The 14,103-nt window shown below is 57.0% G+C and carries 9 protein-coding genes; 6 read left to right on the plus strand and 3 right to left on the minus strand.

Translation table 11 applies throughout. The annotated features are described in order from the left end of the window. Window positions 1-254 precede the first annotated feature (254 nt). From B723_RS02360 to B723_RS02385, 6 genes are all read left to right on the plus strand, one after another. Window positions 255-773, plus strand: coding sequence for an RNA polymerase sigma factor (locus tag B723_RS02360; protein ID WP_017341164.1), 519 nt, complete (start codon window positions 255-257; stop codon window positions 771-773). Next, window positions 770-1,741 carry a FecR domain-containing protein gene (locus B723_RS02365; RefSeq protein ID WP_017341165.1) on the plus strand — a complete coding sequence of 324 codons (972 nt, stop codon included), beginning with the start codon at window positions 770-772 and terminating at the stop codon, window positions 1,739-1,741. The genes B723_RS02360 and B723_RS02365 overlap by 4 nt, the downstream gene beginning before the upstream one ends. 179 nt (window positions 1,742-1,920) lie before the next feature. Further along, on the plus strand, window positions 1,921-4,365 hold the full coding sequence (locus B723_RS02370) for a TonB-dependent siderophore receptor (protein WP_017341166.1): 2,445 nt from the start codon (window positions 1,921-1,923) through the stop codon (window positions 4,363-4,365). 72 nt (window positions 4,366-4,437) lie between these two features. Continuing rightward, window positions 4,438-5,568: a PepSY-associated TM helix domain-containing protein gene (locus tag B723_RS02375; RefSeq protein ID WP_017341167.1), complete on the plus strand. Its 1,131-nt coding sequence runs from the start codon at window positions 4,438-4,440 to the stop codon at window positions 5,566-5,568. Continuing rightward, a complete protein-coding gene (locus B723_RS02380; protein ID WP_017341168.1) occupies window positions 5,565-5,750 on the plus strand; it encodes a hypothetical protein in 186 nt (61 codons plus the stop codon). Before B723_RS02375 ends, B723_RS02380 begins: the two co-directional genes overlap by 4 nt. Before the next feature lie 140 nt (window positions 5,751-5,890). Continuing rightward, a complete protein-coding gene (locus B723_RS02385; RefSeq protein WP_017341169.1) occupies window positions 5,891-6,520 on the plus strand; it encodes a glutathione S-transferase in 630 nt (209 codons plus the stop codon). Window positions 6,521-6,570: 50 nt separating this feature from the next. Here the strand turns inward: B723_RS02385 and B723_RS02390 are convergent, their stop codons facing one another. The 3 genes from B723_RS02390 to creD form a co-directional block, all read right to left on the minus strand. Continuing rightward, the gene (locus B723_RS02390; RefSeq protein WP_017341170.1) at window positions 6,571-9,393 is read right to left on the minus strand and encodes an RHS repeat domain-containing protein; all 2,823 of its coding nucleotides are present in this window, start codon (window positions 9,391-9,393) and stop codon (window positions 6,571-6,573) included. 338 nt (window positions 9,394-9,731) lie between these two features. After that, a complete protein-coding gene (locus B723_RS02395; protein WP_017341171.1) occupies window positions 9,732-12,530 on the minus strand; it encodes an RHS repeat-associated core domain-containing protein in 2,799 nt (932 codons plus the stop codon). 136 nt (window positions 12,531-12,666) lie between these two features. Further along, a complete protein-coding gene (gene creD / locus B723_RS02400; RefSeq protein ID WP_017341172.1) occupies window positions 12,667-14,037 on the minus strand; it encodes a cell envelope integrity protein CreD in 1,371 nt (456 codons plus the stop codon). Window positions 14,038-14,103 lie beyond the last annotated feature (66 nt).

Raw genomic sequence — 14,103 nt, forward strand, 5'->3', positions numbered from 1 at the left:
CTGCCTATCTCTGTGGCGAGGGAGCTTGCTCCCGCCGGGATGCGAAGCAGCCCCCCTGCCTTCTCCAGTCAAATCGCGTTCGCAGGTTTTGCGACGGCTGCGCAGCCAAGCGGGAGCAAGCTCCCTCGCCACAGGTTTACTTTGCGCAATGCCCTGAAACCCACCTGACCAGTGGCCAATTGCTTACCTCCCCCGCCTCTGCCACAATCGCGAATAATTCTCGTTAGTTAACACTTCCCAATCGGTGATGCCGCGTGTCGTCAGTCCAAAGCCCCCACAGTGAGCTCGTCGGTGCGTTATATCGTGACCATCGCAGCTGGCTATTGGCCTGGCTTCGACGCAATGTCGCTTGCCCGCAACGGGCAGAAGACCTGAGTCAGGACACCTTCGTGCGGTTGCTGGGCCGTGATCAACTGAACGAACCGCGCGAACCTCGGGCGTTTCTGGTGGCGATCGCCAAGGGTCTGCTGTTTGACTACTTCCGGCGTGCCGCGCTGGAACAGGCTTACCTCACCGAACTGATGCTGATCCCCGAAGGCGAACAGCCATCGGTGGAAGAACAGCAACTGATCCTCGAAGACCTGAAAAACATCGACCGCCTGCTCGGCAAACTCTCCAGCAAAGCCCGGGCAGCGTTTCTCTACAACCGTCTCGACGGCCTCGGCCACGCGGAAATTGCCCAGCGCCTGGGCGTATCGGTGCCGCGGGTGCGTCAATACCTGGCCCAGGGCATTCGTCAGTGCTATATCGCGCTGTACGGTGAGCCGATATGAGCGCGGTCAGCTCCAAACCGGTGTCGGCGCAGGTGCTGGACGCGGCGATTGCCTGGCAATTGTCGCTGGATTCCGGCAACCCGGTGGAGCGCGAAGAGTTCGCCAAATGGCACGCCGCCCACGAAGAACACGCCCGCGCCTGGCGCCAGTTGGGCATGCTCGACCAGCGTTTCAGCGTGGCCAGCGGCCCGGCCCGCACCGCATTGCTGCAATCGCGCGAAAGCATTCGCCGACGTGTGCGCAAACTGGGCAGCGGCGTGGCGAGCATCGTGGCGGTGATTGGTTTGGCGCTGTTCGCCGGTGAGCGTTATCTACCGGTTGACTATTGGCTGGCCGATCAGCGCACCGCCACCGGCGAGCAACGCACTTTGCGCCTGAGCGACGGCACAGTGATCAACCTCAACACCCACAGTGCCGTGGACGTGCGCTTTGATGAGAAGCAGCGCCGGGTGATTCTTCAGGACGGGGAAATCCTCGTCGAAACCGGTCATGGCGATGCGCGGCCGTTTATCGTCGAAACCCGCGAAGGCAGCATGCGCGCACTCGGCACGCGTTTCCTGGTCAAGCGCGAGGAAGAAGGCACGCGCCTGAGCGTGTTGCAGTCCGCCGTCGCCGCCCATCCCGAGTCGAGTCCTGAAGAACAGATTCTGCGCGAAGGCCAGCAGGTGCTGATGCGCAGCAACGGCCTCGGGCCGATCATCGCGCTCAACCTCGGTGCCGATGCCTGGACCCGCGGCATGCTGGTGGTGGATAACGCGCGTCTGGAAGATCTGGTCCACGAACTCGGTCGTTATCGCCGCGGGCATCTGGGCGTTGCGCCAGAGGTGGCCGACCTGCGGATTACCGGCAGTTTCCCGTTGCACGATACCGATCTGGCGTTGAGCGCCCTGCTGCCGACCTTGCCGGTGCAGCTCGAGCAGCACACGCAATGGTGGGTGACGGTGGCGAAGGCTGAAACCAAGCCTTGAGGCAGACCATTTGTGGCGAGGGAGCTTGCTCCCTCATCACAGGGTTGGGTCCATGCCTCAAGGCTGATGCGTACAGATTCACTAGCTGAATCGAAATTATTTTCATCCAGCCCTATCACTTCTGGTTTTTCGTTCGGCACCTAGGCAATTGAGAAGTATTCCCTTTCAGGAGCCGCCGTATGTCCCGTTCGCTAGACACCTTGTTGCGCCCCAGTTTGCTGGCGGTCGCCATTGCCCTCTGCACACCTCTGGCCAGCAACCAACTGATCGCAGCTGAACAGGCGTCCAGCGTTCGCGCCTACACTCTTCCGGCTGCGCCATTGGCCAGCACGTTGAACCAGATCGCCAGCCAGTCCGGCCTGGCGTTGTCGCTGGATCCGGCGCTGGCAGCGGGCAAGATGTCGGCACCGGTCAATGGCCAGTACGATGCCACCGGCGCCCTGCGCGCGGCCTTGAATGGTACCGGCCTGCAACTGGAACAGAGCAGCACCGGCACCTACAGCCTTGTGGCCGCGCCTGAAGGTGTGATGGCCCTGCCAGAAACCGCCATCATCGGCGTTGAAAACACTGAAAGTGCCTGGGGCCCGGTGGAGGGTTACCTGGCCAAGCGCACCGCCGCCGGCACCAAGACCGACACTGCGCTGGTTGAGGCGCCGCGTTCGATTTCGATCGCCACCCGCGAACAAATGGACGACCGCAGCGTGCACAGCCTCGATGACGCCGTGCGCTACATGCCGGGCATCACCGCCAGCAGTTTCGGCAGCGACACCCGCACCGACTGGCTGCGCGTGCGAGGCTTCGAACCGACCCAGTTCCTCGACGGCTTGCCGTTGCCCAAAGGCGTGTATGCCAACCCGAAACCGGAAACCTGGAACCTCGACCGCCTCGCCCTGCTGCGCGGCCCGGCTTCGTCGGTCTATGGCCAGACCCCACCGGGCGGTTTGCTGGACATGGTCAGCCGTCGTCCCAGCGCCGAGTCGAGCCATGAAATCCAGGTGCAATACGGCAGTGACAATCACCGCCAGATCAACTTCGCCAGCACCGGCAAGATCGACGACGAAGGCCAGTTCCTCTACGGCGTCAGCGGCGTGGTTCGCGACAGCGGGACGCAGATCGACCACATCGACAACAAGCGCTACAACATTGCGCCGAGCCTGACCTGGAACATTGACGACGACACCAAATTCACCCTGCTCACGCAGTTCACCCGTGACGATACCGGCATCACCAGCCAGTTCCATTCGATCCAGGGCACCAAAATCGACATGCCGTTCGGCGATATTTCCCACCACAAGAACCTGGGAGATCCGAACTACGAGTACTACGACCGCACCTACTACGCGCTGGGCTATGCCTTCGAACATCGTCTGAACGACGTCTGGCAGTTCCGTCAGAACCTGCGCTACACCAAGTCCGACCTGTCGTTCCAGGCCATTACCGTCAACAGCTATATTCCCTCGCTCGCCGCTTTCGGTTATGTCGTCGACGATCAGGGCAATACCGGGCGGGGCACGACCAATGTCGAGGAAGACATCAGCCAGTTCGCGGTGGATAACAACTTTCAGGGCGATTTTTCCACGGGTGACGTCCGTCATACCCTGCTGATCGGGCTGGATCACCAGCGCAACAACACCAACTACCTGTCGATCTTCGGGACCGCGCCGCGCATCAACGTCAACACCCCGCAATACGGCCTGCCGATCACTCGTCCACCGCGCTCCGATGCGTTCTATGACCAGGACCAGAAGACCTATCAGACCGGTTTGTACGTCCAGGACCAGATGGCCCTCGACCAATGGCGCCTGACATTGGGCGGCCGTGAAGACTGGGTCCATACCGGCACCAAGTTCTTCAATGACGAAAACGCGACTAACACCGAACGGGACAAGAAATTCAGCGGTAACGCGGCGATCAGCTACGTGTTCGACAACGGCATCGTGCCTTACCTGTCTTACGCCGAGTCATTCCAGCCAACCAGCAACGCCGCCGCATCGGCTACCGAATCGTTCAAACCGACCGAAGGCCAGCAATGGGAGCTGGGCATCAAATACCAACCACCGGGCAGCAATACCTTGCTCAGCGCAGCGGTGTATGACCTGACCCAGAAAAACGTCTCTGTCACCACCACCGTCGGCAACGTGCCGATCACCAGCCAGACCGGGGAAGTGAAAGTCAAAGGCCTGGAGCTGGAAGCGGTCTCCGACGTCACCGACAACCTGAAAATCATCGCCGCCTACACCCTGGCCAAATCCGAAGTGCAGAAAGGCGATTTCAAAGGCAACCGACTGCAACTGATGCCCAACCAGCAGGCTTCGCTGTGGGCCGATTACACCTGGCACAACGGCGTGCTGGATGGCTTCGGCATTGGCGCCGGCGCCCGTTACACCGGCAATACTTACGGCGACCAGGGCAACACCACGCTGGGCAAGGCTGACGCCTACACCGTGTTCGACGCGGCGGTTCATTACGACCTGGGTCGTCTGGACAACAGCTTGAAAGGTGCCTCGCTGGCCGTGAACGCGACCAACCTGCTCAACAAGGATTACATCTCCACCTGTGACGGCTTCTACTGCTATTACGGCGACCTGCGCAGTGTCGTCGCCAGTGCCACGTACAAGTGGTAAACGCTTGATTTGATACGTGCTGTAACCAGGCCGTCCTTCGAGGACGGCTTTGGTATTTCTGAAGGCTGAGAAATGAAAAGCAAAACCATTCGCCGCTGGTCCTTCGTCCACACCTGGACCAGCCTGATCTGCACGGTCTTCCTGCTGATGCTGGCGCTGACCGGCTTGCCATTGATTTTCCATCACGAGATCGACCACTTGCTGGGCGATGCCGCCGAGTTGAAGGCAATGCCGGCCGATACCCCGCAGCTGAATTTGCAGCAGTTGGTGCTGGCCGCGGAAAAACATCGTCCCGGCGAAGTCATGCAGTATTTCGGCTTCGACGAAGACGAACCCAACGCCGCGATCGCGATCATGGCGGCCACCGCGGGTACCGAACCGAATTCGTCGCACACCTTCATGCTCGACGCCCGCACCGGCGAGGCGCTGGAAATGCCGTCGGCCAATGGCGGCTTCATGATGATCATGCTGCGCCTGCACGTGGACATGTTTGCCGGCCTGCCGGGCAAGCTGTTGCTGGCGTTCATGGGCATTCTGTTTGTGGTGGCGATCGTGTCCGGGACGGTGCTGTACCTGCCGTTCATGCGCCGCTTGAAATTCGCCACCGTGCGCCAGGACAAATCCACTCGCCTGCGCTGGCTCGACCTGCACAACCTGATCGGTGTGGTCACCCTGACCTGGGCGCTGGTGGTCGGCGTCACCGGCGTCATCAGTGCCTGCGCCGACTTGCTAATCGCGGCGTGGCGCAACGACAGCCTGAGTGCGATGGTCGCGCCCTACCGCGATGCACCACCCCTGACGCAACTGGCGCCGGCCACCCGCCTGCTCGACATCGCCAAAGACGTTGCGCCCGGTATGCAGCCAGACTTCATCGCCTTCCCCGGCACGCGGTTTTCCAGCGAGCACCATTACGCGGTGTTCATGAAGGGCAGCACGCACCTGACTTCGCACTTGCTGACGCCAGTGCTGATCGACGCCAGTACATTGCAAGTCACCGCCGTGGCTGAAAGGCCGTGGTACATGGACGCCATGGGCATGTCGCAGCCGCTGCACTTCGGCGATTACGGCGGCATGCCAATGAAAATCCTCTGGGCGACGCTCGATGTGCTGACCATCATCGTGCTCGGGAGCGGGGTTTACCTGTGGGTGGTGCGGCGCAAGGCGGCAAAACCCGTACTGGAAAAAGCGGAGAACGTGGCATGAAACCCCGACAGTCAAACTTCTGGAAGGTCTTCGGCACGCCCGTCGTCATCGCCCTGCTCAGTGCGGCGGGGTTGTTTGCCGCGTTGCTGGGGGATGGCGTTTGGGATGCCCTGAGCTGGCTGGGCCTGGGTGTTCCTGCAATCCTCGCCCTGCGCGGGTTGCTCCAGCGCAAAACCCTGTAGGAGCGAAGCTTGCTCGCGAAGGAGTCAGCGCGGTCTGACTGACTGACCGAGGCGATCCCTTCGCGAGCAAACTTTGCTCCTACAGGCTGTCGGCCCAACGCGCTATGCTCCCGACACTGTCCATCGACCGAGATCCCGCCATGTCCGCCCCGAGCATGACCCTCTACCACAACCCGTTGTCGCCCTTCGTTCGCAAAGTCATGGTGCTGCTGCACGAAACCGGTCAGCAAGACCGCGTCGCCCTGCAAAACTGCGTGCTGACCCCAGTCGCCCCGGACCTGCCGCTTATCGACGACAACCCGCTGAGCAAAATCCCCGCCCTGCGCCTGGCGGACGGCAACGTCATCCATGACAGCCGGGTGATCCTCGATTACCTCGACCACCAGCACGTCGGCAACCCGCTGATCCCCCGTGAAGGCTCGGCCCGTTGGCGTCGTCTGACCCTGGCCTCCCTGGCCGACGGGATCATGGACGCTGCGGTGCTGGTGCGTTACGAAGTCGCCCTGCGCGCCCCGGAAAAACACTGGGACGAATGGCTCGACGGCCAGCGCGACAAGATCCGCCGCGCCTTGGCGCTGCTGGAAAAAGACGCGATTGCCGAGTTGACCAGTCATTTCGATGTGGCGGCGATCAGTGTCGCGTGTGCGCTGGGTTACCTCGACCTGCGCCATCAGGATCTGGAATGGCGCGAGTCGAATCCGCAGTTGGCCGCGTGGTATTTCGAGGTGAGCCAGCGGCCTTCGATGGTGCAGACCCAGCCGCCGAATTGAATACTAATTAGCAAAAACCAATTCCCTGGTCACTCTCGTGACCGAGGGAACTAATAGTCCGGCTCTGGCTCAAAAACGGATTTTCTGACGTTTTGAGAGGACGCACTGATTGATGCGCCTCCGCTGAGCATCGCAGTCAGCGCAAAAGAGTCTGCATTATAGAACAATGCCTGGGATCGATAATGAACATTACTTCTAACACCTTGACTGACCGCACTTAAACTACTAGCACCAAACATACTTTTTAGCTCATCAGCACTTAGTTTATTTTTTTCAAAAAGATCAGTAATATTATTTACCACTTCATCACTACTGTTCAGCCGACCCTCGCTAGCAACTTCAGCCTCAAACTTCAACCCCCTCATAAAATCATTAGTATTTTGTTTCAAAAACGGATCACGCCTATAATAATAAAAATCATGCGTTCCTAGTGCATGGTGTGAAACTTCATGAATCAATGTCATAGCGAACATCAGTACTCCTCCTGCATCCGCGACAGACCTCAAATCAACAAAAATACGCCGATGCTCATCCCTAGGAGATATAAACGCGCTCCGTTCATGCCCTGCTTTTCTTGCCTCAACAAATACAAACTGATCTTTTTTCCGTCCCTCCTTGTACGAGATAAAATCCTTTCTGAGAGTTTTAAACCAAGTCAATAAAGACGATTTAAGTCGTACACCTTCTCCTGGGCCGTACACCTCATTCAGCCTAGAATCCATTCCTGTTCCACTCTCCAACTCTTCAATAGTTTTATTCAGCGCACCATGAGCCACCTCAAACCCGCGATCAAGTAGAGCATTGGTTTGAACCGTTTGCCCGCCGCGACCACGACCGAGAATCTTATGACTTATTTCCACACCGCGCTCATGCACATCACCCGTACCGGTATAGAGCCCATCTTTATCTCCATGACTCATAGGGTTGTTATGCACCATCCGATAAAAATTCAACCCATCTATAGCCCATGCAGGATCAGGATTAATCCACCGCCCTAACCACGACGCATAATAGCGATAACCATAATAATGAAGCCCGGTAGCATCTCGCTCCTTACCAGAATAACGCACAAACTTATATTCAACGTCTACTTGAGAACGCCCCATCCACCAGGCACTTCCTCCATATGGGTAATATCCTTCATAGCTGATCAAATCAGCCTCTTCATCCAACTCCAGCGTACTACTACCCAACAGATCATCGAAACTATAACGGAGTTGATCTTTGGCAATTCCAGAGGGCCGACCCTCTTTCCAATGTAATAGGCGAACAGAACAGAGTCCGGTCTGCGTTGTGATGACATGCAACACTTCGTCATTGCTATCGGCGCCTTCCGTGCGAATTTCCAGACCGGGCAAATACCGTACCTGCGACAGTCGGGTCACACCTCCCGCCAGCGAAGTGCGAAGTTTGCGAACCCGCATGCCTGCGCTGTCGTAGACGTATCGTTCGCTGTCGTTCTCTGCCCTTGACCGCTGGACCAGGACCACTTCTTCCAATTGGTTGCGAGCAGTCCAGCGCAACGGCTGTCCTGGCGCCAAAACCTTGAGATTGCCGTTTCGATCAAAACTCGCTTCGAAGTCGGGGACTTGCCCTTCAACGTGAGACAGCCCTCGATTGCTGCCTTTATCGATGTCCATGAAATGGGTCGGCTTATCGCTGTGACGCTGTTCGAGCCGATTGTCGCCCTCGTCATAACACCAGCTCTGGCTGTAGTTTTGCAGCCGAGCGGGATCTACAGGTGAGATCAGATCGGGCAACCCCGGCCCATTGACGGCTGATGCCACTTCACGCCCCGTGGCGTTGATCAATCGATACAACGTGTCGTAACCATAGCGACTGATCGGATCGATACGTTGATTGGCAAACCAGGTGACGGGTTGCGATTCATCCGTCATCTCGAGGATGTTGCCCACCGCATCATAGTCGTAGCGCAAATCCTGCAGGCGTCGCTGACCTTTGACAGTAAGCAACTGCCGCAACCTGCCATCGGCAGGATCGTAAACCCGGGAGCTGGTGACGCCATTGCTCGCTGTTTCACGCTCGATCTGACCGAACGCGTTATAGGCAATGTTGCTGACCAGACACTGCTCGGATTTGCCCATAACAGTCAGCCAAGTGCTCTGCAACTGCCCCTGGAGGGTATAGGAATAGCGCCGGGCATGTCTGGCCGCATCGACCTGTTCCAGTATTTCGCCCGATGCATCGTAGTGCCAAGAAGTGCGGTAGGTTTTTTCCGCACCCTGCTCTAACAAAATATTCTGTTGATGCTCGTCTTCCGGCCATCCTGGATGATCAAGCTCCGCCAGAAAGCGCCGCGACTCGGAAATCGGCTCCCCTTGAAGACTGTAATCAGCCACCTCCCGTACACCCGCTGTATCGGCGTGACGAATCAATCGACCGCATTGGTTCCGGGCGATGACGTCAGGTTCGGATGCTCCGTAGTACACGCGCTCCACACAGTGCAAAGCAGCATTGGCGGACGCTTGTTCGATACTTGATGGCCTGCCCATCAAGTCGTACCCAAAGCACGTTGTATTGCCTGCGCCATCCCAGTTCTGGTGGACCTGTCCGGCTTCGTCCTGCAAGACCAATCGCCATCCCGCATCGACACTGACTGTCAACAACGACTGACCGGACAAATCCGGAACGACTGTCAGCGACGATATCGGGTTACTTCCCGAGCCCAATCGGGGGTCCCAATGAGCAACGGATCGTCCCGCCACATCAAACGTTTCACGCGTCACACGCGGCTCGGGCCGCACATCAGCGCTGGTCTTGAGGTAGTAGGCAACAGAGGCGATGGCTAACCCACGAGGGTCGACCACCGCCAACTTCGGAGTATTACGATGTAACGCATGCTTGGATTCCATGCCCAGACTCTCGTTGCGCAACCATTCGAGGTTAGACCAGCCTGCCGCAGTTCGCCTGATTCCTGGAACAATCCGGCGATCCGCGCAGCCAGGCGTGGGATGTCTTTGAGCTACCGTCGCGACTGGAAAAACACTTGGACAAACGGCTCGATGGCGACCTGCGCCATCCGGTTCTGGGGTGGTGCGACGTGAATTCGAAGCGGCGAACTGGTATTTCGAGGTGAATCAGCGGCCTTCGATGGTGGAAACCCGGCCGCAGACTTAAACAATGCGAACAAACCAAATGCACGGCTCCGCTTGGCGGCAAGCTCCCTTGATCACTCTAATGGCCAATGAAATCAATACTCCGGTACTGGCGAACGTGCAGGGCTTTTGGTCCGATTAAGGAAACGACCGAGTGCCGAAGTGCCAATGTACAAGGCTGCGAACGCCAAAGAATCTGCATTGTAAATCAGTGCTTGGGACCGATAGTCAGGATTGCCTAAAATATCATTATTTATTTGATTGAGATTATTAGTACCAAACATCCCTATCAACTCACCATCGCTAATTTTTTTCTCGTGATAACCACTTAACAGATTACTTACCATTACTCTATCAGTGCCTTGCAATCCTTTACCAGCAATCTCCACTCTGGATTTAAGATCTTTAACCAAGTCTGGAATTTTATCCGAAAAAGTCCTTTCATAATAAAAAAAATCGTGTGTATTAAGCGCTAAATGAGAAACCTCATGAATCAATATTTGTACCAAACCAACCAAGGACCTATCATCACTACCCGCCTGACCATTAATAAAAATCCTCTTTTCCGGATCCATCTTGTACACAAACGCCACGTCTTTTTTTGCAGAATTCAAAAAAACAAACTGATCTTTTTTACTTCCAGACCTGTAAGAAATCATTTCATCTTTAAGCGTTTCAAACCAAGCTATCAGTGTTGGTTTAAATTTCTCACCGACTCCAGGACCATAAACATCGTCGAGCCTTGAGTCCATTGCCAAACCACTTTTCAACTCTTGAATCGCTTCAATTACAACGGTCTGAGCTACACCTAAGGCACGTTCGACATGTGCATTCTCTCGAGAAGATAATTTATATCGACCACGCGCAACAATGGTGTAACCGTCGTCTTCTACGTAACGTTCAAAAGCATCGCCCTTACCTGAATAAAGCCCAAACTCATCCCGATGAGTCACTGGATTATTACGCGCCATCCTATAGAAATTCAATCCATCGATAGCCCACGCCGGATCAGGGGTTAACCAACGTCCCAACCAAGGTGCGTAATATCGAAACCCATAATAGTAAAGCCCCGTCGCATCCAGCTCCTTGCCCGAATAACGCAAAAATTTATATTTCACTTCAACTTTAGAGCGCCCCATCCACCAGGCTGTCCCGCCGTATGGGTAGTATCCTTCGTAACTGATCAGGTCACCTCGGCCATCCAACTCCAATGTGCTGCTACCCAAATGATCATCAAGACTGTAACGCAATTGATCATCCGGCTGGCCGTGCACCCAGTGCAGGAGGCGAACATTGCTGCGTCCTGCCTGAACATTCAGCACCTGCAAAACTTCGCCGGGACTGTCCGCGCCATCGGTGCGGATCTCCAGACCCGGCAAATAACGCACATCCGCTATTCGGGAGACACTCGATGCCAGCGCATTGCGTACTTTGCGCACACGCATACCGGCACCGTCATAGATATAACGTTCACTGTCGCTGCGACCCTCTGGGCGGCTCACCAGAACGACTTCGCGAAGCTCATTGCGCGCCGTCCAGCGCATTAGTTGCCCCGGCGTCAGGAATTTGAGATTGCCGTTGCCATCGAAGCCCGCATCAAAATCCGGGACCTGCCCCTCAACCCGAGTCAGCCCTCGATTGCTGCCTGTGTCGATGACCATGAAGTGCGTTGGTTTATTGCTGTGGCGCTGTTCGAGCAGATTGCCGCCCGCGTCATAACACCAACTCTGACTGTAGTTTTGCAGTCGAGCGGGATCAGGAGGTTCAATCAGTTCAGGCCGCGCCGGGCCATTGATGGCTGACGCCACTTCACGCCCAGTAGCGCTGATCAATTGATATAGCGAGTCGTAACCATAGCGATTGATGGGGTCGACACGCTGATTGGCAAACCAGCTGACAGGCTGGGATTGATCAGCCATACAGAGGATATTGCCCATGGCGTCATAGTCGTAACGAAAGTCCTGAAGGCACCGCTCACCTTTGATGGCGAGCAACTGCCGCAGTCTTCCATCGGCAGGATCGTAAACACTGGAACAGCTGACACCATTGCCCGCGGTTTCACGCTCAACCTGGCCGAACGCGTTGTAGGCGATGTCGCTGACCAACAATTGCTCTGACTTGCCCGCAACCTTCAGCCAAGTGCTCTGCAGCTGCCCCGACACGGTGTAGGCGTAACGGCGTGAATGCCCTGCCGCATCAATTTGCTCAAGCATTTCGCCCGAAGCACCATAGTGCCAATGGGTGCGGTAGGTTTTATCTTCGCCCTGTTCGAGCAAGGCGTTTTGTTGGTTCTCGGCCACAGGCCAACCCGGATGATCAAGTTCTGCCAGGAAGCGCCGCGACTCCGTAAGCGGTTCGCCTTGCAGGCTGAAATCATGCACCTCCCGCCTACCGGCTGCGTCGGCATGACGAATCAATCGACCACACTGGTTTCGATCGCTAACGTCAGGTTCGGCAGCTCCGTAATACAAGCGCTCCACACATTGCGAGGCGGCATTGACGGACGCTTGCTCGACAATCAACGGCCTGCCCATCAAGTCGTAGTCAAACCACGTTGTGTTACCCGCGCCATCCCAATTCTGACGAACCTGGCCAGCTTCGTCCTGCAAGGCCAGCCGCCAACCCGCATCGACGCTGACCGTCAATACCGGTTTGCCCGAGAAAGCGGGAACGATGGTCAGCGAAGCGATCGGCGTGCTGCCCGAACCCAAGCGCGCATCCCAATTCGCCACCGATCGCCCCGCCACATCAAACGTCTCACGCGTCACACGCGGCTCGGGGCTCGCATCAGCGCTGGTCTTGCGATAGTAGGCAACAGAGGCGACGGCCAATCCACGAGGGTCGACCACTGCCAGCTTCGGTGTATTTCGATGTAAGGCGTGGCCGGGTTCCATGTCCAGACTCTCGATACGCAATTGTTCGAGGTTAGACCAACCTGCCGCAGTTCACCTGTTTCCTGAAACAACTCGGCAATTCGCGCAGCCAAGTCTGCACCCACCCGCTGATCCTCACGCAACCCCAACGACCGGCTCATTCCACCACCCCGATATCAAACGCCAGCGGCTTGGCGGCTTTCTGCCCGATCCCGTACCAGTCCAGTTTCCGTGTCAGCACCATGAACACGCCGAGCAAGCCGAACAGCAGCAACGAGCCCATCAGCAGCGCGTAATCCTCGGCACTCAACAAGCCGTAGAGCAAGCCGTACAACGCGGCCAATCCCGCCGAAAAACTCAAGCCGTGACGCACGCTGCGCAGCACGTGGCAGACATAGAAGCCGATCAACAACACACAACCGCTGGCCGACAACAGATACGCCAGGGCAAAGCCGATGTGTTCGGACAACGACAGTAACAACAGGTAGAAAAATGCCAGTGCCACGCCCACCAGCGCGTATTGCACCGGGTGCACGGCCAGGCTTTTCAGGACTTCGAAGAGGAAGAAACCGGCGAAGGTCAGGACGATGAACAGCAGTGCATATTTGATCGCTCGATCGCTTTTCAAATACTGGTCCACGGGGTCGATGAAGCTCACGCCAAAGCTGCGCCCGTTGAACGCGTCACAGTCGTTGCCGGATACGCAACTGCTCAGGGCTTCTTGCAGGTTGGTGGAGAAGAACGTCGTCTGCCAGTTGGCGGTGAAGCCCTGATCGGAGACTTCGCGCTGGGCCGGCAGGTAGTTGCCGATGAAGCTCGGATGCGGCCAGTTGGCGGCCAGCGACACCTTGCTCGTCTTGCCCACCGGGAGGATTTGCAGTTGACCGGTGCCTTGCAAACGCAGGTCGAAACCGAAGGCCAGTTCTGTGGGTTGCGTGGTGTTCAGCGCTGGCAACGTCACATGCACGCCCTCGCCCAGCCAGCCCACCTGACTGCCCGGCACGAAGTCCAGGCGCAGGTCATTGAGTTCCAGTTTCAACGCATTCTCGATGCCACGAATGTCGCTGATCCCGACCGCGAGAAACGGCAGGTCGAACTGGTAATCCGCGAAGTCTTCCTTGATGCCCAGTTGCGCCGGAACCGAGAAGTGCCCGCTGATGCGGTTGTCGGCGTGGAACAAGCGCGCCTCGTAAATGCCCCGGGAACGCAGTTCGGTCTGGACCTGTCCGTCGAGCTCGAAACGCTCCGGCAGGAAATACAAACGACCGCGTTCTTCTCCGACTTCCTGGTAACGCTCGTTGGTTTTTTCGTTGAGTTTCCAGGTGCGCACCACTTTGCGATAGGGCACCACCATCAACGGTCCGCTCAGCCGCTGGCTGTAGCTGGAGCTGCGCGCAATGTCTTCGAGCACACCGTCGCGCAGTTGCTGACGGTCCTGGATCACGCCGTTGATCATCAGCAACGGGATCAGCAACAACAGAATCAGCAGGGCAATGGCCCCGAGTTTTAAGGTCAGATTTCGGTTCATGGGACTCTCCCTGTTTGGATGGGAAGAGTCTGGGATTGGTGTGTGGGGGTTTTGTGGGGGGAATGT

This window comes from Pseudomonas fluorescens NCIMB 11764 (assembly GCF_000293885.2).
GTDB classification, from domain to species: domain Bacteria; phylum Pseudomonadota; class Gammaproteobacteria; order Pseudomonadales; family Pseudomonadaceae; genus Aquipseudomonas; species Aquipseudomonas fluorescens_B.

Excerpts from the sequence above, each read along its gene's own strand:
- B723_RS02365 (WP_017341165.1), top strand. The coding sequence starts at position 770 with ATGAGCGCGGTCAGCTCCAAACCGGTGTCGGCGCAGGTGCTGGACGCG.
- B723_RS02370 (WP_017341166.1), top strand. The coding sequence starts at position 1,921 with ATGTCCCGTTCGCTAGACACCTTGTTGCGCCCCAGTTTGCTGGCGGTC.
- B723_RS02375 (WP_017341167.1), top strand. The coding sequence starts at position 4,438 with ATGAAAAGCAAAACCATTCGCCGCTGGTCCTTCGTCCACACCTGGACC.
- B723_RS02380 (WP_017341168.1), top strand. The coding sequence starts at position 5,565 with ATGAAACCCCGACAGTCAAACTTCTGGAAGGTCTTCGGCACGCCCGTC.
- B723_RS02385 (WP_017341169.1), top strand. The coding sequence starts at position 5,891 with ATGTCCGCCCCGAGCATGACCCTCTACCACAACCCGTTGTCGCCCTTC.
- B723_RS02390 (WP_017341170.1), bottom strand. The coding sequence starts at position 9,393 with ATGGAATCCAAGCATGCGTTACATCGTAATACTCCGAAGTTGGCGGTG.
- B723_RS02395 (WP_017341171.1), bottom strand. The coding sequence starts at position 12,530 with ATGGAACCCGGCCACGCCTTACATCGAAATACACCGAAGCTGGCAGTG.
- creD (WP_017341172.1), bottom strand. The coding sequence starts at position 14,037 with ATGAACCGAAATCTGACCTTAAAACTCGGGGCCATTGCCCTGCTGATT.